This is a genomic window from Streptomyces sp. NPDC107654 (genome assembly GCF_055639035.1).
In genome coordinates this window covers 14,079-38,002 of the sequence record NZ_JBVKBI010000024.1, presented here as the reverse complement: position 1 = coordinate 38,002, position 23,924 = coordinate 14,079, and the positions used below count along the sequence as shown (strand labels likewise).

Sequence of the window (23,924 nt, the reverse complement as noted above, 5' to 3'; positions counted from 1 at the left end):
CGCCGTTACTTCTTCTTCGCGCCGCGCTTCTCGCGCACCCGCACGGAGATGTGGATCGGGGTGCCCTCGAAGCCGAACTCCTCGCGCAGCCTGCGCTCGATGAAGCGCCGGTAGCCGGCCTCGATGAAGCCGGAGGCGAACAGCACGAACCGCGGGGGCTTGGTGCCGGCCTGGGTGCCGAACAGGATGCGCGGCTGCTTGCCGCCCCGGATGGGGTGCGGGTGGGCCGAGACCAGCTCGCCGAGGAAGGCGTTCAGGCGGCCGGTGGGGACACGCGTCTCCCAGCCCGCCAGCGCCGTCTCGATCGCCGGGACCAGCTTCTCCATGTGCCGGCCGGTGCGCGCCGAGACGTTGACCCGGGGCGCCCAGGCGACCTGGCCCAGCTCGGTCTCGATCTCCCGCTCCAGGTAGTAGCGGCGCTCCTCGTCGAGGGTGTCCCACTTGTTGAAGGCGATGACCATCGCGCGGCCCGCCTCGACCGCCATGCTGATGATCCGCTGGTCCTGCACGGAGATGGACTCGGCGGCGTCGATCAGGACGACGGCGACCTCGGCCTTCTCCACCGCGGCGGCGGTACGCAGGGACGCGTAGTAGTCGGCGCCCTGCTGGAGGTGGACCCGCTTGCGGATACCGGCGGTGTCCACGAACTTCCAGGTCTTGCCGCCGAGTTCGATCATCTCGTCGACCGGGTCGCGGGTGGTGCCCGCCAGCTCGTTGACGACGACGCGCTCCTCGCCGGCCACCTTGTTCAGCAGCGAGGACTTGCCGACGTTCGGGCGGCCGATGAGGGCGATACGGCGGGGGCCGCCGATCGCGGTGCCGAAGGACTGCTCGGGGGCGTCCGGCAGGACCTCCAGGACGGCGTCGAGCATGTCACCGGTGCCGCGGCCGTGCAGGGCCGAGACCGGGTGCGGCTCGCCGAGGCCCAGGTTCCACAGGTAGGCCGCGTCGGCCTCGCCGCTCGGGCCGTCGACCTTGTTGGCGCACAGGACGACGGGCTTGCCGGCCTTGCGCAGCAGCCGGACCACCGCCTCGTCGGTGTCGGTGGCGCCGACCTTGGCGTCGACCACGAAGACGACCGCGTCGGCGGCCTCGATCGCGTACTCGGCCTGCGCGGCCACGGAGGCGTCGATGCCGAGGACGTCCTGCTCCCAGCCGCCGGTGTCGACGACCTTGAAGCGGCGGCCGGCCCACTCGGCCTCGTAGGTGACGCGGTCGCGGGTGACGCCCGGCCGGTCCTCCACGACCGCCTCACGGCGGCCGATCATCCGGTTCACTAGGGTCGACTTGCCGACATTGGGGCGGCCGACGACGGCGAGCACGGGCAGCGGACCGTGGCCCGCCGCCTCGATGGCGCCCTCGACGTCCTCGACGTCGAAGCCCTCTTCCGCGGCGAGCTCCATGAACTCCGCGTACTCGGCGTCGCCGAGAGCCCCGTGCTCGTACTCGTGCTCAGCCGAGTCGCCGGGCTGGATGTCGTCGTTCATGAAGTCCGTACCTCGTCGTTCATTCGTGGTGATCGGTGGAAAAGCCCCGCATGGACTGATCCACTACTCAAGTGTCGCCTAGCGCCCGGTCAGGCGCCTGGCGTTTTCCAGGTGGCGGGTGAGCTGCTTCCGGATGCGCTCGGTCGCCTCGTCCAGCGCCCTGCGCGTACGCCGCCCGGAACCGTCGCCCGCCTCGAACGGGTCTCCGAAGACGACGTCGACGCGGGAGCGCAGCGGCGGCAGCGCCTTGGTCAGCCGTCCGGGCCGCTCGGTGCTTCCCAGGACGGCCACGGGGACGATCGGCGCCCCGCCGCGGACCGCGAAGTAGGCGAGCCCGGCGCGCAGCGAGGCGAAGTCGCCCTCGCCCCGGGTGCCCTCCGGGAAGATGCCCAGCACTCCCCCGGCCGCCAGCACGCCGAGGGCCTCGGTGATCGCGGCGCGGTCGGCCGTGGTGCGGTCCACCTTCAGCTGGCCGATGCCGGTCAGGAAGGCGCCCAGCGGGCCGACGAAGGCTTCCTTCTTGATCAGGAAGTGCGTGGGCCGGGGCGCCACGCCCATGACCATCGGGCCGTCGATGTTGTGGGAGTGGTTCACGGCGAGGATCACCGGGCCGGTGGCCGGCACCTTCCAGGCGCCGAGCACGCGCGGCCGCCACAGGCCGTACATCAGGCCGACGCCGATGCGCCGCCCGACCTCGGCCCCCCGCTCCGATGCGACCGGCGTACGGCTCACTTCCCGGCCCGCTTCTCCTCGACCAGGGTGACGACGCACTCGATGACCTGGGCGAGGGTGAGCTCGGTGGTGTCCACCTCGACCGCGTCGTCCGCCTTGGCGAGCGGCGAGGTCTTGCGGCTGGAGTCGGCCGCGTCCCGCTTGATCAGGGCCTCGCGGGTGGCGTGGACGTCGGCGCCCTTCAGCTCACCGCTGCGGCGGGCCGCACGGGCCTCCGGGGAGGCGGTGAGGAAGATCTTCAGGTCGGCGTCCGGGAGGACGGTCGTACCGATGTCGCGGCCCTCGACCACGATGCCGTGTTCGGCGGCGGCGGCCAGCGAGCGCTGCAGCTCGGTGATCCGGGCGCGCACCTCGGGCACCGCGCTGACCGCGCTGACCTTGGAGGTGACCTCCTGGGTGCGGATCGGGCCGGCGACGTCGACGCCGTCGACCGTGATGGCCGGGGCGGCCGGGTCGGTGCCGGAGACGATCTCCGGCTTTCCGGCGACCGCGGCGATGGCGGTCGGGTCCTCCAGGTCGATGCCGTTGGTCACCATCCACCAGGTGATGGCCCGGTACTGGGCACCGGTGTCCAGGTAGCTCAGGCCGAGCTGCGCGGCCACGGCCTTCGACGTGCTCGACTTGCCCGTGCCGGAGGGACCGTCGATCGCGACGATCACGGGCTTGGCGGTCGGGGCGGCGCCGTTTTCCACGGGAGGGCACCTTCCTGGTGAAGGGTGGTGAGCGGGGTCCGGGGCGCGAGGGCGCCCCGGACAAGGTTACTGGCTCGCGGGAGCCGCCCTCGCCGGGTGTTACTGGCGCAGGGCCCAGCCCCGCTCGCGCAGTGCCTCCCTCAGGGCCGCGGTGGCCTTCGGTTCGACCATGAGCTGTACCAGACCGGCCTGCTGCCCGGTCGCGTGCTCGATCCGGACGTCCTCGATGTTGACGCCGGCCCGGCCCGCGTCCGCGAAGATGCGGGCCAGCTGGCCGGGCTGGTCGTCGATGAGGACGACGACGGTCTCGTACACGCGCGGGGCGCTGCCGTGCTTGCCGGGTACCCGCACCTGGCCGGCGTTCCCGCGGCGCAGCACGTCCTCGATGCCGGCGGTGCCCTCGGTCCGCTGGTCCTCGTCGGAGGACTGCAGGGCGCGCAGCGCGCGGACCGTCTCGTCCAGGTCGGAGGCGACGTCGGAGAGCAGGTCGGCGACCGGGCCGGGGTTCGCGGACAGGATGTCGATCCACATGCGGGGGTCGGAGGCGGCGATCCGGGTCACGTCCCGGATGCCCTGCCCGCACAGCCGTACGGCGGCCTCCTCGGCGTGCTCCAGGCGCGCGGCGACCAGGCTGGACACCAGGTGGGGCATGTGGGAGACGAGGGCCACGGCGCGGTCGTGGGCGTCGGCGTCCATGACCACCGGGACGGCCCGGCAGTGCGAGACCAGCTCCAGGGCGAGGTTGAGCACCTCGGTGTCGGTGTCCCGGGTGGGGGTGAGCACCCAGGGGCGGCCCTCGAAGAGGTCGCCGGTGGCGGCCAGCGGGCCGGACTTCTCCCGGCCGGACATGGGGTGGGTGCCGAGGTACGCGGTCAGGTCCAGGCCGAGTGCCTCCAGCTCGCGGCGGGGGCCGCCCTTGACGCTGGCGACGTCCAGGTAGCCGCGGGCCACGCCCCGGCGCATCGCGTCGGCGAGCACCCGGGCCACATGGGCGGGCGGGGCGGCGACGACGGCCAGGTCGACCGGGCCCTGGGGGGCCTCGTCGGTGCCGGCGCCGAGCGCGGCGGCCGTGCGGGCCTGCTCGGGGTCGTGGTCGGCGAGGTGGACGGTGACGCCGCGCTGGGCGAGGGCCAGGGCGGCGGAGGTGCCGATGAGGCCGGTCCCGATGACGAGTGCGGTTCTCACTGGGCGATGTCCTTGCGCAGGGCCGCGGCGGCGCCGAGGTAGACGTGGTTGATGTCGGCGCGGGGCCTGTCGGACTCGATGTGCGCGAGGATCCGGACGACCCGGGGCATGGCGCCCTCGATGTCCAGCTCCTGTGCGCAGATGAGGGGGACGTCCACGATGCCGAGCTTGCGGGCCGCGGCGGCGGGGAAGTCGCTGTGCAGGTCGGGCGTGGCCGTGAACCAGATGCTGATCAGGTCGTCGGCGGTCAGCCCGTTCCGCTCCAGGACGGCGGTGAGCAGGGCCCCCACCTGCTCCTCCATGTGTCCGGCCTCGTCCCGCTCCAGTTGGACGGCCCCCCGGACCGCTCGTACCGCCACGGCGCTGCTCCTCGCTGACGTGCGTGTTCCGTTCTTGGTCCGTCCAGCCTAGTCAGCCCGCGCGGGAGGGGCGTGCGCCGCCCGCTCGCTGAGACGATGCGGATGTCCCGGTATCCACCGTTATTCACTTCGGTATCAACGAATGTGCACTTCTGTACGGAGGTCTGACATGCCCCAGCCAGCGACACGGCGAACAGTCCTCGCCACCGGCGCCGGTGCGCTCGCCCTGGGATGCGTGGGGTGCGGCGGCAAGGACGGCGGCGAGGCCGCGTCGGCGGCGACGGACGCCTCCTCGGCGCCCCCCGCCGCCGAGGAGACGTCCCCCGTCGCGGAGGCGGCATCCCCCGCCGGGAGGGCGCTGGCGCGGACCGGCGACATCCCGGAGGGCGGCGGCAAGGTGTTCAAAGAGGAGAAGGTGGTGGTCACCCAGCCGGAGAAGGGAAAGTTCAAGGCCTTCTCGGCGGTCTGCACCCACCAGGGCTGCACGGTGAACGAGGTGGCGGACGGCACCATCGACTGCCCCTGCCACGGCAGCAGGTTCCGGATCGCCGACGGTTCGGTGGCCCACGGCCCCGCGACCAGGCCGCTGGAGAAGCGGTCGGTCACGGTGGACGGAAACTCGATCCACGTGGACTGAGGGGACCGCGTACGCTCCGGGGATGCAGCCGCAGGACCTGGTACGCCACCACACGATCTACGCCTGTGTCATGGGCTCCCGCGCCTTCGGTCTGGCGACGGACGCCAGCGACACCGACCGGCGTGGGGTGTTCCTCGCCCCGACCCCGCTGTTCTGGCGGTTCGAGAAGCCGCCGACGCATGTGGAGGGGCCGGGCGAGGAGCGGTTCTCCTGGGAGCTGGAACGCTTCTGCGAACTGGCGCTGCGCGGCAACCCGAACATCCTGGAGTGCCTGCACTCGCCGCTGGTGGAGCACGTGGACGACACCGGCCGCGAGCTGCTGTCCCTGCGCGGCGCCTTCCTGTCCCGGCAGGCGTACGGCACCTTCACGCGGTACGCCCTCGGCCAGCGCAGGAAGCTAGACGCCGACGTCCGCGCGACGGGCGCCCCGCGCTGGAAGCACGCGATGCACCTGCTGCGCCTGCTGATGAGCGCGCGGGACCTGCTGCGCACCGGCGAGCTGGTGATCGACGTCGGTGAGCGGCGCGAGCCCCTGCTGGCGGTGAAGCGCGGCGAGGTGCCGTGGGCCGAGGTCGAGGCGTGGATGGTCCGGCTGGCGGCCGAGGCCGAGGAGGCCCTGCGGGGCAGCCCGTTGCCGCCGGAGCCGGACCACGCGCGCGTGGCCGGCTTCCTGCACCGGGTGCGCCGGGCCTCAGCCCGCCAGGCGGAGCCGGACCACGAGGTCGTGCAGGGCGTCGTGGGCGCCGGCGGTGTCGGGCAGGGCTGAGCCGGCCTGCGCCTCGTCGAGCACGTCGTGCAGCCGCTCCACGTCGGCCTCGACGCGCTCGCGGTCGACGTCGGCCGCGCCGTGCTCCCTCTCCTGCTTGGCGGCTATCAGCTCGGGCAGGTATCCGGGCCCGCCGACCTCCTCCAGCAGGGTGGGCAGATGGGCCCGTACCTCGCCGCTGCGCATGAGGTGGATGCCGGTGAGCAGCACGCGGAAGGTGTAGAGCAGCGGCTTGAGTTCGCCGGTCTTCTCGAACAGCCGCCACTGGGTCACCGCGAACCCGCGGTAGTGGTGGGCGTGGTGGGTGGTGAGGACGCCGGGGGCCAGGGCTGCCAGCTCCCGGTGGGCGTCGGTGGTGTGCACGACCAGCGGCGAGAGGAGCTGTTCCAGCACATAGCCGTTGCGGCGGAGCATCAGCCGTACGAACTTGCGCAGGTCGTGGGTGACGAGGTCCAGCTCGACGCCGTACCGGACCCAGGTCCGCGAGCGGGTCTCCTCCGGCTCGCCCAGTCCGAGGAGGTCGGCGGCGGGGAGCAGGTGGACGCCGCGCAGGTCCACGTCGGAGTCCTGCGAGGGGAAGCCGTACAGGTGGGCGCCGGAGACGGTGGCGAACAGCAGCGGGTCGGGCTGTTCCGCGACCACCGGGGTCAGGTCGATGTCGAGGTCGTCGATCATGGACTAAGCGTCCCAGAGCGCTCCGAGGGCCGACAGGTCCCCCCGGTACTCGATCCGGCCGGTCCAGTCGGTGGGCCAGGCGTCCGCGCCCAGCCAGGCGCCCGCGAAGGCGCCGGTGAGGCAGGCGATGGAGTCGGAGTCGCCGGCGGTGCAGGCGGCCCGGCGCAGGGCGGTCACGGGCTCGCCGGGGAAGAGCAGGAAGCACAGCAGCCCGGTGGCGAGGGCCTCCTCGGCGATCCAGCCCTCGCCGGTGGCCAGGCACGGGTCGGTCTCCGGGGAGGCGGTCCGTACGGCCTCCTGGAGCCGGCCGAGGATCTCCAGGCACTCGTCCCAGCCGCGCGCGATGAACTGCTCGGGGCCGGGGTCCTGGGACCGGGTCCACAGGTCGCCGAGCCAGGTGTGGTGGTAGCGGGTGCGGTTGTCCAGGGCGTACGAGCGCAGCTGCCCGATCAGTCCGGCGGGGTCGGTGCCCCGGGCGAGCAGGTGGACGGCGTGGGCGGTGAGGTCGGAGGCGGCCAGCGCGGTGGGGTGGCCGTGGGTGAGCGCGGACTGGAACTGGGCGGCGCCGGCCCGCTGTTCCCCGCTCAGGCCCGGCGCGAGTCCGATCGGGGCGACCCGCATGTTGGCACCGCAGCCCTTGGAGCCGATCTGGCTGGCGTCCTGCCACGCGCGGCCCTCCGCCGTGAGCAGCTCGCAGGCCCGCAGACACGTGTTGCCCGGGGCGCGGTTGTTCTCCGGTGACCGGTACCAGTCCACGAACTCCTCGCGCAGGGGCCCCTCCAGCCACTTCGGAGCGAGATCTCCGCGTTCCATGGCCGTGCGCAGGGCCCGGCCGAGGGCGAGGGTCATCTGGGTGTCGTCGGAGACACGCGCGCGCTCCGACAGCTCCAGCTTCCGCCAGGGCCCGAACATCGACTCGATCAACGGCACGGTCTTGAACTCGGTCGGGTAACCGAGGGCGTCCCCCAGGGCGAGGCCGAGAAGGGCTCCGGTCGCCGGCTGCTTGGGCATATGCACATCCCCCTTTATCGTCACCATGACAATAAAGGGGGACGGTGATCACGGCAAGGCGCTTTAGAGGTCGACTTCCTTCATCAGCATGCCGACCTCGGTGTTCGACAGGCGGCGCAGCCAGCCCGACTTCTGGTCGCCCAGCGTGATCGGGCCGAAGGAGGTGCGCACCAGCTTCTCGACCGGGAAGCCCGCCTCCGCCAGCATGCGGCGCACGATGTGCTTGCGGCCCTCGTGCAGGGTCACCTCGACCAGGTAGTTCTTGCCGGTCTGCTCGACCACCCGGAAGTGGTCCGCGCGCGCGTAGCCGTCCTCCAGCTGGATGCCGTCCTTCAGACGCTTGCCCAGGTCGCGCGGGATCGGCCCGACGATCGCGGCGAGATAGGTCTTCTTCACGCCGTACTTCGGGTGGGTGAGGCGGTGCGCCAGCTCGCCGTGGTTGGTGAGCAGGATGACGCCCTCGGTCTCGGTGTCCAGCCGCCCGACGTGGAAGAGCCGGGTCTCGCGGTTGGTGACGTAGTCACCGAGGCACTGCCGGCCCTCCGGGTCCTCCATGGTGGAGACGACACCGGCGGGCTTGTTCAGCGAGAAGAACTGGTACGACTGGGTCGCGACCGTCAGGCCGTCGACCTTGACCTCGTCACTCTCCGGGTCGACCCGCTTGCCCTGCTCGGTGACGATCTCGCCGTTCACCTCGACCCGGGCCTGGTCGATCAGCTCCTCGCAGGCCCGCCGGGAGCCGTAGCCCGCGCGCGCGAGGACCTTCTGCAGCCGCTCGCCCTCCTGCTCGGCGCCGGGGAAGGTCTTGGGCAGCCTGACGTCCTTCTTGCCCGCGTACCGCTCCCGGTTGCGCTCCTCGACCCGGGTCTCGTACTCCCGGGAGCGCGCCGGGGCCGTACGACCGTCCTGCTGGGGCCGCTTCGGGCCGCCCTTGGCGCCGCCGCGGGCCGCCCCGCCGCGTCCGGCCTTGGGGCCGTCCTTGGTGGCCCCGGGGCCCACGTCGTAGCGGCGCTCCTCGGGGCGGGGCTTGCGGGGCCGGCCCTGCCCCTGCTTCTGGTCCCTGTCGTTGCCGGCACCGCGGTAGTTACCGCGCCCGCCGCTCTTGCCGCTGCCGCTGCTTCGCATCAAGGTTTCCGTCTTAGTCGTCTGCGTCCTGACCGCCGGGCGCGTCGGGCGCGTCCGGGTCGAACGACGGGACCCCCTCCTGGGTCTCGGCCTCGATCGCCTCCGCCTCGGGGAGGAAGGGCGCGAGTTCCGGAAGCTCGTCCAGGCCGCGCAGGCCCATCCGCTCCAGGAAGTGGTTCGTCGTCCTGTACAGGATCGCACCTGTTTCGGGTTCCGTGCCCGCCTCCTGGACCAGACCGCGCTGCAGGAGGGTGCGCATGACCCCGTCACAGTTCACCCCGCGCACGGCGGAGACGCGGCTGCGGCTGACCGGCTGGCGGTAGGCGACGACCGCGAGGGTCTCCAGCGCGGCCTGGGTGAGCCGGGCGGTCTGGCCGTCCAGGACCAGCCGCTCGACGGCCGGCGCGTAGGCGGCGCGGGTGTAGAAGCGCCAGCCGCCGGCGACGAACCGCAGCTCGAAGCCGCGGCCCTGCACGGTGTACTCGTCGGCCAGCTCGCGCAGCGCGTCCGCGATCTGCCGCTCGGGCCGTTCCAGGATCCTCGCCAGGTGCTCCTCGGTCGCGGGCTCGTCCACGACCATGAGCATCGCCTCCAGGGCGGGCTTGAGGTCGAGGCCGGCGGTCTCGCTCATGCCTTCTTTCCCTCCTTGGCCTTCTCCTCCTCGGGCGCCTGGGGCGGCCGGTCGAACTCGTCCGTGACCCTCGGCGTCCCGTCCCCGTCCCCACCGGTCCAGCGCACCAGCAGCTCGCCGAGGGCGGTCTCCTGGTCCAGGGCGACGGCCTTCTCCCGGTACAGCTCCAGCAGCGCGAGGAACCTCGCCACGACGGTGAGGGTGTCGTCGGTGTCCTCCACCAGCGCCCGGAAGCTGGCCTCGCCCAGCCGTCGCAGCCGCGCGACCACGATGCCGGCCTGCTCCTGCACGCTGACCAGCGGGGCGTGGATGTGCTCGACGTAGACCTGCGGCTCGGGCCGCGGCTGCATCGCCTTGACCGCGAGCTGGGCGAATCCCTCGGGGCCGATGCTGATGACGACCTCGGGCAGCAGCTCGGCGTGCTCGGGTTCGAGGCCGACGGTACGGGGGTACCGCCGGGCCTCCTCGTCGAGCCGCTCGTTGAAGATGTCGGCGATCTGTTTGTACGCGCGGTACTGGAGCAGCCGCGCGAACAGCAGGTCCCGGGCCTCCAGCAGCGCCAGGTCGGCCTCGTCCTCCACCTCGGCGGCGGGCAGCAGCCGGGCGGCCTTGAGGTCGAGCAGCGTGGCGGCCACGACGAGGAACTCCGTCGTCTGGTCCAGGTCCCAGTCGGGCCCCATGGCCCGGATGTGCGCCATGAACTCGTCGGTGACCTTCGACAGGGCGACCTCGGTGACGTCCAGCTTGTGCTTGGAGATCAGCTGGAGGAGCAGGTCGAAGGGGCCCTCGAAGTTCGAGAGACGCACCTTGAAGACACCGTCGGAAACGGGCTCCGGCTGCTTCGGCCCGGGTTCGGCGGGCCCGGGCTCGGCGGGCACCGGCGAAATGGGCTCGGGCTCGGCGGGCTCCGGTTCGGTCGGCTCCGGCTCGATCGGCTCCGGCTCAGTGGGCTCGGGCCCGGTCGGCTCCGGCCCGGCCGGCTCCGGCCCAATGGGCTCGGGCTCGGCGGGCTCCGGCCCGGTGGGGGCCGGCTCCGGCTCCGGCAGCTCCGGTGCGGGGGCCTCGGCGGGTACGGCGGCCGGCTCGTCCGGCGCGGCGCCCGGCCCTCGCCCCAGCGCACGCCGACGGCCGGCGGATGCGCCGGGGGCAGGGGCTCCGTTCGAGGTCATAGCCCCCGCAGGCTACCGTTACCGCCCGCGCAGCCGTCGTACGAGGATGCTCGCGTCCCCGCGGGACTCCAGGTCGGCCAGGACCACGGCCACCGCCTCGCGGACGATCCGCCCGCGGTCCACCGCGAGCCCGTGCTCGCCGCGGAGCACCAGGCGCGCGTGCTCCAGGTCCATCAGCTCCTCGGCGGAGACGTAGACGGTGATCTTCTCGTCGTGCCGCTCGCGCCCGCTGGGCCGCCGCGCCGCCGCCCGGCCGCGCTTGCGCGGCTGCGCGGAGGCAGAACCTTCCTGCGCCGCCTGCCGCCGGGCCGGCCGGGTGCGGGACTCGCCGGCCTCGGCCGGATCGGCCTCCGCGGCCGCGTGCTCCGCGCCCTCTCCGTCCCCGCTCCGGACGGGCACCGACTGCGGTGCGTCCTCGGCGGCGGCCACCTCGTCGCTCTCCCCCGCGGGAGCCGGCACCCGGGCCTCACCGTTGGCCGCGCGGCGGGGCGTGGACGGCTGGAGCGCCGTCCCCCCGGTCGTGCGGAACAGTTCGTCGGCCCCGGGCAGACTCACTCGGCGTGACACCGGGCGAGCACCTCCCTGGCGAGCTGGCGGTAGGCGGCGGCACCGACGGAGTTGGAGGCGTACGTGGTGATCGGCTCACCGGCGACCGTGGTCTCCGGGAAGCGGACCGTACGGCCGATGACCGTGTGGTAGACGTGGTCGTCGAACGCCTCCACCACGCGGGCCAGCACCTCGCGGCTGTGCACCGTGCGCGAGTCGTACATCGTGGCGAGGATGCCGTCCAGCTCCAGCTCGGGGTTGAGCCGCTCCTGGACCTTCTCGATGGTCTCGGTCAGCAGGGCCACACCGCGCAGGGCGAAGAACTCGCACTCCAGCGGCACGATCACCTTGTGAGCGGCCGTCAGGGCGTTGACCGTGAGCAGGCCGAGCGAGGGCTGGCAGTCGATCACGATGTAGTCGTAGTCGGACAGCAGGGGCTTGAGCGCCCGCTGGAGCGTCGACTCGCGCGCGACCTCGGAGACCAGCTGGACCTCGGCGGCCGACAGGTCGATGTTGGAGGGCAGCAGGTCCATGTTGGGGACCGCCGTCTTCAGCAGGACCTCGTCCGCGGACATGCCCCGCTCCATGAGCAGGTTGTAGACGGTGAGGTCCAGCTCCATGGGATTGACGCCGAGACCGACCGACAGCGCGCCCTGCGGGTCGAAGTCCACGAGCAGCACGCGCCGGCCGTACTCCGCGAGCGCGGCACCCAGGTTGATGGTCGACGTCGTCTTGCCGACGCCGCCCTTCTGGTTGCACATCGCGATGATCGTCGCGGGGCCGTGGTCGGTCAGCGGGCCCGGGATCGGGAAGTACGGCAGCGGGCGTCCGGTCGGACCGATGCGCTCACGGCGCTGGCGGGCCGCGTCGGGCGCGAGCGTGGCCGCGTACTCCGGATCGGGCTCGTACTCGGCGTCGGGGTCGTAGAAGTGCCCCTCGGGCAGTTCGTCGTAGTCGGCGAATTGGTTGTGGGGCGCGCCACTTCCGTCGCCGGCCATGGCGTTCACGTGATGGCCATCCATGCTCTGGTGTGCTGTCCCGGCCGCCTGCGGACCGGAACTCTGGTGGGCTGCGAAGGTGCGCACAGCTACGGAGCCGACAGCCTCGAATCCCGCGGGGCCCTGGCCCCGTGCAGGCATTCCTGGTTGACCACCCCCGGGAGAAAATGTCGACTCATTCACAAGTCGTCTTACCTCCTTGGTGACCAGGAAACTTCTAGACAAGGTCAGCGTGGCACCATGCCGACGGTTGGCGACTCTATGGCGTGTCGGCGGTCCGCAGCAACACAATCCGCCGGACCCGGCAGGATGTGTCGGCAATGAAACATCCCTCTGTCAAGGGCGTACGGCCGTCGCACAGCAGGTTTCACCGGTGTGCGAATCGGTCGAAGGGTTACGTTCGAGGCGAGTTGACCGAGCCTCGCAAAGTGACCATACACACATCCGGCCGGACCTTGTCGGGCAAGGTCCGGCCGGATGCACGGGGTTGACGAGACGTGTTGACGAATCGCCTTTTGCCGGTGGGCGACTTAACGACTCACCAGGTCAGGGGTCAGCCGAGCAGGGAGTCCAGCTCGACGTGGTCCAGGCCGTGGGCCTCGGCGACCTCCTTGTAAACGACCTTGCCGTCATGGGTGTTGAGACCCTTGGCGAGCGCGGCGTCGCGGCGCAGCGCCTCCGCCCAGCCGTTGTTGGCCAGCGAGACGATGTACGGCAGCGTGGCGTTGGTGAGGGCGTTGGTGGAGGTGTTGGGCACCGCGCCCGGCATGTTGGCGACGCAGTAGAAGACCGAGTTGTGGACCCGGAAGGTCGGCTCGGCGTGCGTGGTGGGGCGGGAGTCCTCGAAGCAGCCGCCCTGGTCGATCGCGATGTCGACAAGAACACTTCCCGGCTTCATGCGGGACACCAGCTCGTTGGTGACCAGCTTCGGGGCCTTGGCGCCCGGGATGAGGACCGCGCCGATGACGAGGTCGGCGTCGAGGACGGCCTTCTCCAGCTCGAAGGAGTTGGACATGATCGCCTTGACCTTGGTGCCGAAGATCCGGTCGGCCTCGCGCAGCTTGTTGATGTCGCGGTCGAGCAGGGTGACGTCGAAGCCCATGCCGACGGCGATCTGGGTGGCGTTCCAGCCGGAGACACCGCCGCCGATGACGACGCACTTGGCCGGGGTCACGCCCGGGACACCGCCCGGCAGCACGCCTCGGCCGCCGGCCGCGCGCATCAGGTGGTAGGCGCCGACCTGCGGGGCCAGCCGGCCCGCGACCTCGGACATCGGGGCGAGCAGCGGCAGGGCGCGGTTCGGCAGCTCGACGGTCTCGTAGGCGATGGCCGTGGTGCCGGACTCCAGCAGCGCGTCCGTGCACTCCTTGGAGGCGGCCAGGTGCAGGTAGGTGAAGAGGGTCTGGTCCTTGCGGAGGCGGTGGTACTCCTCGGCGATCGGCTCCTTGACCTTCAGCAGCAGGTCGGCGGCGGCCCAGACCTCGTCCGCGGTGTCGAGGATGGCGGCACCGGCGGAGACGTACTCCTCGTCCGTGATCGAGGAGCCGAGGCCGGCGCCCCGCTCGATGACGACCTGGTGGCCGTTGCGCACCAGCTCGTGCACACCGGCGGGGGTGATGGCCACCCGGAACTCGTTGTTCTTGACCTCGCGGGGGATGCCGACCTTCACGTCGATCACGGTCCTTGGCTCAGAGGGTATGGGGGTGCAATACAGACGTACCCAGACATGCGGGGGCATACCGGGAGACACCGCAGGAGAACGAGCGGCAGAGCCAGTCTAATGAAGGTGTTCCTGCTGTCTAGCCTTCCATTGCATCAATCTTCACTGGATGCAGTACGGATTTCGCAGGCGTTGGCGGCTTGTTCCGGCCTTACTTCCTGCTCCAGGGGCTCCTCACCCAGCATGCGCTCCGCCGCCGCGCGGTGCAGGCGGGCCGCCGCCGGGTCCCCGAGCCGGTCGAGGGTGTCGGCGAGCCGCAGCTGGAGCGCGGCCTGCAACCGGCGGTCCTCGGCACGCCGCGCCCACTCGACGGCCTCCTGGCAGGTGCGCAGCGACTCCCCGGGCCGGCCCGCGTACTCCTGCACCCGGGCGATCTCGCTCAACGCCCGTGCGCTGGCGGCGACATCGCCGCTCCTGCGGTAGCCGGCCAGGGCGGCCCGCCAGTTCCTGAGCGCCTCGCCGTAGCGCCCCGCGTAGGTGTACGCGGTGCCGATACGGCCGTACAGCCGGGCGGCCTCCGGGTGCTCCCCGCGGGCCAGCCGCTCGGCCAGCGCCCGGCCGAACCAGTCGGCGGCCCGGTCGTGATCGCCCAGCTCCTGGTAGGCGCCGCCTACGGATTCCATCGCGCGGCCGGTCGCGTACGGGTCGTTCGCCTCGCGTCCGGCCTCCAGGGCGGCGCGGAAGCGGGCCAGCGCCTCCCGGGTGCGGCCGGTCTGCGCGTCCAGATCACCCAGGTTCAGCAGGGCCGCGGCCTTCTCGCGGGGCAGTCCGCGCCGCTCGGCGACGTCCAGGACGAGGCCGTGGACGCCGTACAGATCAGGGGCGGCGGCCTGCGTGCCGACATGCGCCGCCAGGGCCCTGACCAGCTGGGACATCAGCCGGCGGGCGAGGGTGTCCAGCTCGCCGTCGGCCACCGCGAGGCGCGCGGACGCCAGCAGGGCGGGGCGCCGGATGCGCAGCCAGTCGGCGGCGGCCCGGGGGCTGGGGAAGCGCAGCGCGGGCGGCATGCCGTTCAGCTTCTCCCGGGCCTGCGGGCTGTCCGTCTCGGTGATCGCCCGGCAGGACTGGAGCAGCCGTACCGTCCGCTCCAGCATCCGGGCCCGGGCCAGCTGCAGCTCGGCCGGCCGCTCCTGGCTCTCGGCGAGGGCGCGCAGCAGGGGGTGCAGACAGCCGGGGACCTCGTACTGGGGCAGCGGGGTGTCCGCCGCGCGGAGCAGGCCGAGGGCGACGAGGTCGTCCAGGGTGGCGCGGGCGGCGTCGACCGAGCAGCCGGCCAGCGCCGAGGCGGTGTGCGGGTCGGCGAGGCCGGCCGGGGCCAGGCAGAGCAGTCGCAGCGTCCGGGCGGCCGGTGCGGGCAGCTGCTCGTACACGAGCCGGAAGACACGGGCCAGCGGGCTGCCGTCGGTGCCGTCCGCGCCTCCCTCGGTGTACGTGTGCATCCGCTTGGCGAGGTCGGAGACGGCGGACTGGGGCCGGGCGGCGAGCCAGCCCCCGGCCAGCACCAGCGCGGCCGGGTGGCCCTGGCAGGCCTCCACCAGGCTCTCCGCGGAGCGCGGGTCGACGGTGATGCGGACCGAGCCGGTGTACCCGGTGAGCAGCTGCAGCGCGGACTTGGTGTCGAGGCCGCCGAGCGTGCAGGGGCGGACGTCCGCGATACCGGTGAGCGGGCCCTGGGAGACGGCGACCACCAGGCAGTCGGGGGCGTCCGGGAGCAGCGCGTCGACCTGCTCGGCACCGGCCGCGTCGTCCAGCAGGAGCAGCGTCCGCTTGCCGGCGAGGGCCGCGCGCAGGGCCGCGGCCAGGTCGTCCTCGGCGGCTCCGGCGGGGGCCGGCAGCCCCAGCGCGGCCAGCAGGTCACGGGCGGCCTGCTCGACGGGCACCGGGGTTCCGCCGGGCTCGCTGAGCCGGGCCCGCAGCACCCCGTCGGGGTAACGCTCGGCGACCTGCCGGACGAGTTCCTCGGCGAGACGGGTACGGCCGGAACCGGGGCGGCCGGCGATGAGGAGCACGCGCGCGCGGGGGGCCTTGCGGCCGGAGAGGGTGTCCAGGCCCGCGCGCTCGATGTCGGCGCGCAGCTCCTTCAACTCCCGGGTACGGCCCAGGAATCGGTCCTCCGCGGCCGGGTGCGCGGACAGTCCCGCACCGTCTGGGTCCACCGCCTGATCCGTCACGGGCCACACTCCCGTCCCACCGCACGCGCAAGCCCGCCGGTGTCTTCCGGTACGGGCGTTGAAGAGCCTAGTTCACGCTCTGCGACGTTCCCGGAGGAGCGCGGCGGACGGATCGCCCGATCGGATCAGGCGATCGTCACACCAGTAGCCCGGACGGACCGGGCCCACGCCGTGCTCAGGACTGGAAGGGGCGCGCGGGCCAGGGGGCGTCCGCCGGGCGCAGCGCGTCCAGTCCGTCCCCGCCGCGCGCGGCGACCAGGGAGAGCACGCCGACGACGAGGCAGTTGTTGTGCACGTCACCGGCCAGGACGCGGCGCACCAGCTCCTCGACCGGCACGCGCGCGTGCTGCATGTCGGTCTCCTCGTGCTCCGCGGCGAAGCGCTCGCCCTCCACGTCGGACAGGCCGCGGGCCAGGAAGATCCGTACGGCCTCGTCGCAGCCGCCGGGGGTGGTGTACACGTCGGTCAGCACCCGCCAGTCCTCGGCCTTGACGTGCGCCTCCTCGTACAGCTCGCGCTGGGCGGCGTGCAGCGGGTTCTCGCCGGGCACGTCCAGCAGTCCGGCCGGGATCTCCCACAGCTTGTGCCGCACCGGGTGCCGGTACTGGTTGATCAGCAGCACCCGGTCCTCCTCGTCGAGGGCGAGGACGGCCACGGATCCGGGGTGGACCTGGTAGTCGCGGCGGGCCACCGAGCCGTCGGGCATGACCACGTCGTCCGTGCGGACGGCGGTCTTGTTGCCCGTGAAGGGGGTGTCCGTGGCCCGGATCTCCCACTCCTCGGGGGTGTCCTTGATCGTCATGCCCTGTCCCTCCACACGCACGTTCACAACAAACCGGTTCCCGGCGGGCCGGACGGCGCACCGGGAGAACGAAGCCGGGGTGCCCACCTTCGAAGGTGTGCACCCCGGCCACCGTACAACCGGTGTGTCAGTTCGAGTTCTTCCGCTCGACCGCGGCCTTCACCAGCCCGGCGAAGAGCGGGTTCGCACGGGTCGGCCGGGAGCGCAGCTCCGGGTGCGCCTGCGTGGCGACCAGGTAGGGGTGGACGTCACGCGGGTACTCCACGTACTCCACGAGCTTGCCGTCGGGGGAGGTGCCGGAGAAGACGATGCCGGCCTTCTTCTCCAGTTCCGCGCGGTAGGCGTTGTTGACCTCGTAGCGGTGGCGGTGCCGCTCCTCGACGTACTCCTTGCCGTCGTAGACCTCGCGGACGATGGAGCCCTCGGCGAGCTTGGCCGGGTACATGCCCAGGCGCATGGTGCCGCCCAGGTCGCCCTCGCCGGCGACGATGTCCATCTGCTCGGCCATGGTGGAGATCACCGGGTGGGCGGTGGCGGGGTCGAACTCGGTGGAGTTGGCGTCCGGGATGTCGGCCAGGTTCCGCGCGGCCTCGACGACGATGCACTGCAGGCCCAGGCAGAGGCCGAGCAGCGGGATCTTGTTCTCGCGGGCGTACCTGATGGCGCCGACCTTGCCGTTGACACCGCGCTCGCCGAAGCCGCCGGGGATGCAGATCCCGTCCACGTCCGCGAGCTGGGCCTTGGCACCGGCCGGGGTCTTGCAGTCGTCGGAGGTCACCCACTTGATCTTCACGCGGGCGCGGTTGGCGAACCCGCCGGCGCGCAGGGCCTCGGTGACCGACAGGTAGGCGTCGGGCAGGTCGATGTACTTGCCGACCAGCGCCAGGGTGACCTCGTGGTCGGGGTTGTGGACGCGGTCCAGCAGGTCGTCCCAGGTCGTCCAGTCCACGTCCCGGAAGGGCAGGTCGAGCTTGCGCACCACGTAGGCGTCCAGGCCCTCGGCGTGCACGACCTTGGGGATGTCGTAGATCGAGCGGGCGTCGGGGCAGGCCACCACCGCGGCCTCGTCCACGTCGCACATCAGGGAGATCTTCCGCTTGATCGCGGTCGGGACCTCGCGGTCGCAGCGCAGCACGATCGCGTCGGGCTGGATACCGATGTTCCGCAGCGCGGCCACCGAGTGCTGGGTCGGCTTCGTCTTCAGCTCACCCGACGGGCCGATGTAGGGCAGCAGGGAGATGTGCACCACGAAGACGTTGTCCCGGCCGACCTCGTGGCGGACCTGGCGGACGGTCTCCAGGAACGGCAGCGACTCGATGTCGCCGACCGTGCCGCCCACCTCGGTGATGACCACGTCGACCTCATCGGTGGCCATGCGCCGGATGCGGTGCTTGATCTCGTTGGTGATGTGCGGGATGACCTGCACCGTGTCGCCCAGGTACTCGCCGCGCCGCTCCTTGGCGATCACGGTGGAGTAGACCTGGCCGGTGGTCACGTTGGCGGAGCCGTCCAGGTCGCGGTCGAGGAACCGCTCGTAGTGGCCGATGTCCAGGTCGGTCTCGGCGCCGTCGTTGGTGACGAACACCTCACCGTGCTGGAAGGGGTTCATCGTGCCCGGGTCGACGTTCAGGTACGGGTCCAGCTTCTGCATCACGACACGCAGGCCCCGCGCCTTGAGCAGCATGCCCAGGCTGGAGGCGGTCAGGCCCTTGCCGAGCGAGGAGGCGACACCCCCGGTGACGAAGATGTGCTTGGTCGTCGTGGTTTTGGGCGGCATGGCCAAGAGGGGGCTCCCGTGGTCGCGTCTGGGGGGGGTGCGGTACGGCGTCCTCCCCGGGCGTTTCCGGGGGGTGCCGTCGCTGCGGTTCGGGGGTTTTTCTCCCACCGGTCCACGGGCTACCAGCGTATCAGCGCCTGGCCGGGATGGCTTCCGAGCACGCTCCGTGCCCGTGCGGACGCGGGCCGCGGTCACTCCCGTCACCAGTGTCGCCACGGGCCTCCTCCTGACACACCGTTCTCACCGGATGGTCACTCGTTCGGCCCACATGCGTTGCCCGGAGCGGCACGCAGATCATCTACGTGCGTCGTATCCTGCTCGGACATTCGCTGCCGAGCCCGGCCGGAACGACGGCACACCCCCGCCAACATCACCCGGAACAACGAGAGCGCGGCAGTTCGTTGAGCAAAGACTGTCGTGTTGCCTCAGGGCTCGGCGGGCTGCTTTGCTTCACCGCTCAACGACGCACAACAACGACCCCTTGACCGCACTAGCGACAGCCCCCTGCGCGGGGGTGTGACGTGGCCGTTCGACTGGAGTTGCACGTGGCCGGGCGCATCGAAGACTACGCACTCATCGGAGACATGCAGACCGCGGCGCTGGTCTGCCGGGACGGCACGGTGGACTGGCTGTGCCTGCCCCGCTTCGACTCGCATGCCATCTTCGCCGGCCTGCTGGGCACCGAGGAACACGGCTTCTGGCGGCTCGGCCCGGCGCACGCCGCCGACGCCAAGCCGCCCACGGCCGCCCGGCGCAGCTACCGCGGTGACTCGCTGATCCTGGAATCGGAGTGGGACACCCCGCGGGGCACGGTCCGTGTGACCGATTTCATGCCCCCGCGTGACGGCGCCCCGCAGCTGATCCGGATCGTGGAGGGCGTCACCGGACGGGTGCCGATGCGCTCGGCCCTCAGGATGCGGTTCTCCTACGGCCGGGTGGTGCCCTGGGTGCACAGGCACGAGGGCCGCACGGTCGCGGTGGCCGGGCCGGACTCGGTGTGGTTCGACACGGAGGCCGAGACCTACGGCAAGGCGCTCACCACGTACGCCGACTTCACGGTCGCCCCGGGTGACCGGATCGCCTTCACGATCTCCTGGCAGCCCTCGCACAAGCAGCCGCCGCCGCTGCCGGAGCCGGAGGTCTCGCTGGAGGCCACGGAGGACTTCTGGCGCGAGTGGGTCGAGCACTGTACGTACCACGGGCCGTACCGCGAGGCGGTGGTCCGCTCGCTGATCACCCTGAAGGCGCTGACGTACGCCCCGACCGGCGGCATCGTCGCCGCTCCCACCACCTCCCTGCCGGAGGACATCGGGGGCGTGCGCAACTGGGACTACCGCTACACCTGGCTGCGGGACGCGGCGATCACCCTGTCCTCGCTGCTGCGCACGGGCTACCGCGAGGAGGCCCGCGCCTGGCGCGAGTGGCTGCTGCGCGCCGTCGCGGGCGACCCGGAGAACCTGCAGATCATGTACGGCATCGCCGGCGAGCGCGAGCTGGGCGAGGCCGAGCTGGACTGGCTGCCCGGCTACGAGAACTCGGCCCCGGTCCGGGTCGGCAACGGCGCCGCGCACCAGCTCCAGCTGGACGTGTACGGCGAGGTCACCGAGGCCCTGCACCTGGGCCACATGACCGGCCTGGCCCGCAACGACTACGCCTCGCTCCTCCAGCTGAAGCTGATCCGCTACCTGGAGGACCACTGGCAGGAGCCGGACGAGGGCATCTGGGAGGTGCGCGGGCCGCGCCGGCACTTCGTGCACTCCAAGGTGATGGCCTGGGTCGCGGTGGACCGCACGATCAAGCTCATCGAGTCCGGGGACGCGGACGGCCCGCTGGAGCGCTGGCGCGAGCTGCGCGACGACATCCACCGGGACGTGTGCGAGAAGGGCTACGACAAGGAGCGCAACACCTTCACCCAGTCCTACGGCTCGCAGGAGCTGGACGCCTCCCTGCTGCTCATCCCGCAGATGGGCTTCCTGCCGCCGGACGACAAGCGGGTGATCGGCACGATCGAGGCGATCCAGCGCGAGCTGTCCACCCCGGACGGGTTCATCCTGCGCTACCCGACGGAGGGCGACAGCGCGGGCGTCGACGGTCTGCCGGGCGACGAGGGCGCCTTCCTCGCCTGCTCGTTCTGGATGGCCGACGACCTGGCGATGATCGGCCGGGTCGACGAGGCCCGCAGGCTGTTCGAGAAGCTCCTCGCGCTGCGCAACGACCTCGGTCTGCTCGCCGAGGAGTGGGACCCGCGCCTGAAGCGCCAGGTGGGCAACTTCCCGCAGGCCTTCAGCCACGTGCCGCTGATCGACACGGCCCTGCGCCTGACGGCCTCGGGGGCGTACGGCGGCTAGCCCGGCCGCCCCGGCCTACGCTGGAAGCCGGACCTCCGCTCCACGGCCCGGCAAGGGGGCGGCCATGGCTTCCAAGGCGCACACCGCCCTCGCGGCGCTCCGTGCGGACCTGGCCGGCGACGTGTTCGCACCGGGGGATCCCGGATACGACGACGCGCGGGCCGTCCCCAACGCCAGGACCGACCGGCGTCCGGCCGTGATCGCCCGGTGCGCGCACGTCACGGACGTGGTGCGGACGGTCCGCTTCGCGCGGGAGCTGGACCTGCGCGTCGCGGTGCGCGGCGGCGGACTGGGCCTGGCGGGCACCCTGCTGGACGGGGCGCTGGAGGTGGACCTGCGCCGGATGCACGCGGTGGCCGTCGACCCGGCGGCCGAGGCGGCCCGGGTGGGCGGCGGGGCCACGGTGGGGCACCTCGACCGGGCCACGCAGCCGTACGGCCTCGCGGCGACCGTCGGCCGGGACCCGGGCGTCGGGGTCGCCGGCTGTGTCCTGGGCGGCGGCACCGGTCCGCTGGACCGCGCCGTCGGACCCGCCGCGGACCATCTCGTCGGAGTCGAGCTGGTGAACGCCGACGCCGAGCGGGTGCACGCCGACGCCGACGAGAACCCGGAGCTGTTTTGGGCGCTGCACGGCGGGGGCGGCAACTTCGGCATCGCGACCGCGCTGACCCTGGCGCTGCACGAGGTGCCCCTGCTCTCCGCCCTCACGGTGCTGTACCCGCCGGAGTCCGGCCCGGCCGCGGTACGGGCGTTCCGCGAGGCCGTCGGCGCCGGTCCGGGCGAGGCGGGCGGGACGGCGCTGTACCTGTCCGGGCGGCCCGCGCCGAGGTGCGCCGCGCTGGTGACGTACGCGGGCGGCGAGGACGGGCTGCGCGCGCTGGCCGGGCCGCTGACGGCGCTCCCGCACGAGGCGGAGGTGTGGGGTGTCCGGGTGCCGGGGCTGCCGTACCCGCCCGGCGGGATGCGCGCCCACTGGTCGGCCCGGTGCCTGACCGGCCTCCCCGACGCGGCCGTGGACACCGTCTGCGCCCTGGCGGCGGACCTTCCGGCGCCGCTTTCCCGGCTCATGCTCCTGCCCCTCGGCGCGGCGGTCGCCACCGGAGCCGACGGAGCCGGCGGTCATCCGCTGCCCTACCAGCGGGCGGCCTGGATCGTGCACCCCTTCGCCTGCTGGGCGGACCCGGCCGACGACGAGCGGGCCCTCGCCCGGGTGCGGGACGCCTGCGCCGGCGTACGCCCCTGGAGCACGGACGCCGCCCCCCTCACCCTCATCGGCGACGAGGGCCCCGAGCGGGTCCGGGCGGGCCTGGGCGAGGGGAACCTGCTGCGCCTGGAGAAGGTGAAGCGGCGGTACGACCCCGACAACGTGTTCCGCTTCAACCACAACATCCGGCCGCTGTAGGCGGGAGCTGTCCTGAGGGCGTTCCCGCAGGTAGCGTCCGCTGCATGGACAGCCGTACGGACCACCGACTCGACACCCAGGGCGCCGGCATCACCGTGCAGCGGGCGCTGGAACTGCCCGGCCTGCGCAGCGGGCTGCCGGAGGTCCTGGCGGGCGCCGACCGGCTCGGCCGCACCGTGCGCTGGGTGCACGCCGGCGAGGTCCCGAACATCGCCTCGCTGCTCAAGGGCGGCGAGCTGCTGCTCACCACCGGCTACGGTCTCGGAACCCGGCCCGCCGAGCAGCGGGCGTTCGTCCGGACGCTCGCCGAGCGCGGGATCGCCGCCCTGGTGGTCGAGCTGGGCCCGCGTTTCGCCCGGCTGCCGGCGGCCCTGGTGGACACGGCCCGGGCCGCCGGTCTGCCGCTGGTCCAGCTGCACCGCGAGGTGCCGTTCGTGACGGTGACCGAGGAGGTCCACACCGAGATCGTCAACGGCCACTACGCGCTGCTCCAGCGCGCGGAGGAGGTGCACCGGCGCTGCACCGAGGCGCTGCTGGGCGGCGGCGGGGTGCCGCAGGTGCTGGGCATCCTGGCCGACTTCAGCGACAACCCGGTGTTCCTGGAGACCGCCGACGCGCAGCTGCTGTACGCCGCCGGAGCGGGGCCGGAGGGCGCGGACCCCCTGCAGGTGTGGGAGGGGCTGCGCGGCCCGCACAAGGAGGCTCCTCCGCCGGCCGGTTCGGTGCTGGTGGACGTGCCCGGCGGCGGGCCCGGGCCGGCCGGTTCCGTGCGTGCCCGGCTGGTGCTGCTGCCGGTGCGGTCCCCGTTGGCCCCGGTGCACCGGATCGCCGCCGAGCGGGCCGCGGGCATCCTGGCCGTGGTGCTGATGCAGGCCCGGCAGGAGGAGGAGCTGGCGGCGCGCGGACGCGGTGACTTCCTCACCGATCTCGCCGAGGGCCGGATCGCGGCGGACGACGCCCCGGCACAGGCCCGGGTGCTCGGCTTCAAGCCCGGCGGCAGCCCGCTGCTGCCCGTCGTGATGCGGCTCGGGGACACCCTCTCCCCCGGCGGTGGCTGGGCGGTGCTCGCCCGGGCGGTCTCCGAGGAGCTGGCCGCGGTGGGGGTGCCGGTGCTGCTGGGGGTGCGGCCGGTGGAGGGCCGGGTGCCGGTGCTGGTGGGGCTGCGCTCGGAGTCGGAGCGGGCGGCGGTCGCGGACCGCGTGGCGGCGGCGCTGCGAGCGGGGGTGGAGCGGGCCGGGATGCGCCGGCCGAGCTCGCCGCCGCCGGTGGTGGTCGTCGGGGTGGCGGGCGGCTGGGCGGCGGCCTCGGCGGGGCTGCGGCACGCGGCGGAGACGGCGACGGCGGCCCAGGGGCTGACCGACCGGCCCTGGTACGACGCCCGGCGCCTGGACATCGACCTGTTGCTGTGGCGGCTGCGCGACCACCCGGACCTGGCGGCCTTCGTGGACCGTGCGATCGGTCCGCTCCGCGACCACGACCACCGCTCCAAGCCGCCGCTGCTGCCGACCCTGGAGACCTATCTGGCGCACGCCGGGCGCAAGGCGGAGACGGCCCGCGAGCTGCATCTGAACCGGCAGACGCTGTACAACCGGCTGGCCCGGATCGGGGAGTTGCTGGGCACCGACCTCGACGACCCGCAGACGGTCCTGGCGTTGAGCCTGGCCCTGCGGGCGCGCCGGCACGTGCCCTGA

At 72.7% G+C, this 23,924-nt stretch carries 21 protein-coding genes; 5 read left to right on the top strand and 16 right to left on the bottom strand.

Features of this window, described 5'->3' with window-relative positions; translation table 11 throughout:
• Positions 1-5: 5 nt before the first annotated feature.
• From der to aroH, 5 genes are all read right to left on the bottom strand, one after another.
• On the bottom strand, positions 6-1,487 hold the full coding sequence (gene der, locus ACZ7N4_RS31440) for a ribosome biogenesis GTPase Der (protein WP_471364964.1): 1,482 nt from the start codon (positions 1,485-1,487) through the stop codon (positions 6-8).
• Positions 1,488-1,565: 78 nt separating this feature from the next.
• On the bottom strand, positions 1,566-2,153 hold the full coding sequence (locus ACZ7N4_RS31435; RefSeq protein WP_471365244.1) for a lysophospholipid acyltransferase family protein: 588 nt from the start codon (positions 2,151-2,153) through the stop codon (positions 1,566-1,568).
• A 62-nt stretch (positions 2,154-2,215) separates the two neighbouring features.
• A complete protein-coding gene (gene cmk / locus ACZ7N4_RS31430) occupies positions 2,216-2,911 on the bottom strand; it encodes a (d)CMP kinase (protein WP_471364962.1) in 696 nt (231 codons plus the stop codon).
• A 99-nt stretch (positions 2,912-3,010) separates the two neighbouring features.
• Positions 3,011-4,096 carry a prephenate dehydrogenase gene (locus tag ACZ7N4_RS31425; protein WP_471364958.1) on the bottom strand — a complete coding sequence of 362 codons (1,086 nt, stop codon included), beginning with the start codon at positions 4,094-4,096 and terminating at the stop codon, positions 3,011-3,013.
• Positions 4,093-4,455, bottom strand: coding sequence for a chorismate mutase (aroH, locus tag ACZ7N4_RS31420; protein WP_471364955.1), 363 nt, complete (start codon positions 4,453-4,455; stop codon positions 4,093-4,095). The genes ACZ7N4_RS31425 and aroH overlap by 4 nt, the downstream gene beginning before the upstream one ends.
• Before the next feature lie 169 nt (positions 4,456-4,624).
• Between aroH and ACZ7N4_RS31415 the strand changes: the two genes are divergently transcribed.
• Both ACZ7N4_RS31415 and ACZ7N4_RS31410 read left to right on the top strand, forming a co-directional pair.
• Positions 4,625-5,092: a Rieske (2Fe-2S) protein gene (locus tag ACZ7N4_RS31415; protein ID WP_471364952.1), complete on the top strand. Its 468-nt coding sequence runs from the start codon at positions 4,625-4,627 to the stop codon at positions 5,090-5,092.
• 22 nt (positions 5,093-5,114) lie between these two features.
• Positions 5,115-5,858, top strand: a complete 744-nt coding sequence (locus ACZ7N4_RS31410; RefSeq protein WP_471364950.1) for a nucleotidyltransferase domain-containing protein — start codon at positions 5,115-5,117, stop codon at positions 5,856-5,858.
• Here the strand turns inward: ACZ7N4_RS31410 and ACZ7N4_RS31405 are convergent.
• The 11 genes from ACZ7N4_RS31405 to ACZ7N4_RS31355 all read right to left on the bottom strand — a co-directional run bounded on the left by ACZ7N4_RS31405 (position 5,784) and on the right by ACZ7N4_RS31355 (position 18,483).
• Entirely contained in the window at positions 5,784-6,533 is a 750-nt protein-coding gene (locus ACZ7N4_RS31405) for a nucleotidyltransferase domain-containing protein (protein ID WP_471364947.1), read from the bottom strand. The genes ACZ7N4_RS31410 and ACZ7N4_RS31405 overlap by 75 nt on opposite strands.
• 3 nt (positions 6,534-6,536) lie before the next feature.
• Positions 6,537-7,544 carry an ADP-ribosylglycohydrolase family protein gene (locus tag ACZ7N4_RS31400; RefSeq protein ID WP_471364944.1) on the bottom strand — a complete coding sequence of 336 codons (1,008 nt, stop codon included), beginning with the start codon at positions 7,542-7,544 and terminating at the stop codon, positions 6,537-6,539.
• A gap of 63 nt (positions 7,545-7,607) precedes the next feature.
• Positions 7,608-8,669 (bottom strand): pseudouridine synthase, encoded by a 1,062-nt coding sequence (locus ACZ7N4_RS31395; protein WP_471364940.1) that lies wholly within the window; start codon positions 8,667-8,669, stop codon positions 7,608-7,610.
• A gap of 13 nt (positions 8,670-8,682) precedes the next feature.
• On the bottom strand, positions 8,683-9,300 hold the full coding sequence (gene scpB / locus ACZ7N4_RS31390) for an SMC-Scp complex subunit ScpB (RefSeq protein WP_471364937.1): 618 nt from the start codon (positions 9,298-9,300) through the stop codon (positions 8,683-8,685).
• A complete protein-coding gene (locus tag ACZ7N4_RS31385; RefSeq protein ID WP_471364935.1) occupies positions 9,297-10,469 on the bottom strand; it encodes a segregation and condensation protein A in 1,173 nt (390 codons plus the stop codon). The genes scpB and ACZ7N4_RS31385 overlap by 4 nt, the downstream gene beginning before the upstream one ends.
• A gap of 18 nt (positions 10,470-10,487) precedes the next feature.
• Positions 10,488-11,036, bottom strand: a complete 549-nt coding sequence (locus tag ACZ7N4_RS31380) for a hypothetical protein (protein WP_471364933.1) — start codon at positions 11,034-11,036, stop codon at positions 10,488-10,490.
• A complete protein-coding gene (locus ACZ7N4_RS31375; RefSeq protein WP_471364930.1) occupies positions 11,021-12,154 on the bottom strand; it encodes a ParA family protein in 1,134 nt (377 codons plus the stop codon). Before ACZ7N4_RS31375 ends, ACZ7N4_RS31380 begins: the two co-directional genes overlap by 16 nt.
• Before the next feature lie 412 nt (positions 12,155-12,566).
• A complete protein-coding gene (gene ald, locus ACZ7N4_RS31370) occupies positions 12,567-13,682 on the bottom strand; it encodes an alanine dehydrogenase (protein WP_471365239.1) in 1,116 nt (371 codons plus the stop codon).
• Positions 13,683-13,828: 146 nt separating this feature from the next.
• Positions 13,829-15,904 (bottom strand): tetratricopeptide repeat protein, encoded by a 2,076-nt coding sequence (locus tag ACZ7N4_RS31365; RefSeq protein WP_471364927.1) that lies wholly within the window; start codon positions 15,902-15,904, stop codon positions 13,829-13,831.
• A 175-nt stretch (positions 15,905-16,079) separates the two neighbouring features.
• On the bottom strand, positions 16,080-16,706 hold the full coding sequence (locus ACZ7N4_RS31360) for an NUDIX domain-containing protein (protein ID WP_471364924.1): 627 nt from the start codon (positions 16,704-16,706) through the stop codon (positions 16,080-16,082).
• A 127-nt stretch (positions 16,707-16,833) separates the two neighbouring features.
• Entirely contained in the window at positions 16,834-18,483 is a 1,650-nt protein-coding gene (locus ACZ7N4_RS31355; RefSeq protein WP_471364922.1) for a CTP synthase, read from the bottom strand.
• Positions 18,484-19,028: 545 nt separating this feature from the next.
• On the opposite strand from ACZ7N4_RS31355, the gene ACZ7N4_RS31350 reads away from it, so the two are divergent.
• From ACZ7N4_RS31350 to ACZ7N4_RS31340, 3 genes are all read left to right on the top strand, one after another.
• Positions 19,029-20,831, top strand: a complete 1,803-nt coding sequence (locus tag ACZ7N4_RS31350; protein ID WP_471365236.1) for a glycoside hydrolase family 15 protein — start codon at positions 19,029-19,031, stop codon at positions 20,829-20,831.
• Positions 20,832-20,895: 64 nt separating this feature from the next.
• Positions 20,896-22,233: an FAD-binding oxidoreductase gene (locus ACZ7N4_RS31345; RefSeq protein ID WP_471364919.1), complete on the top strand. Its 1,338-nt coding sequence runs from the start codon at positions 20,896-20,898 to the stop codon at positions 22,231-22,233.
• Positions 22,234-22,277: 44 nt separating this feature from the next.
• Entirely contained in the window at positions 22,278-23,924 is a 1,647-nt protein-coding gene (locus tag ACZ7N4_RS31340; RefSeq protein WP_471364917.1) for a PucR family transcriptional regulator, read from the top strand.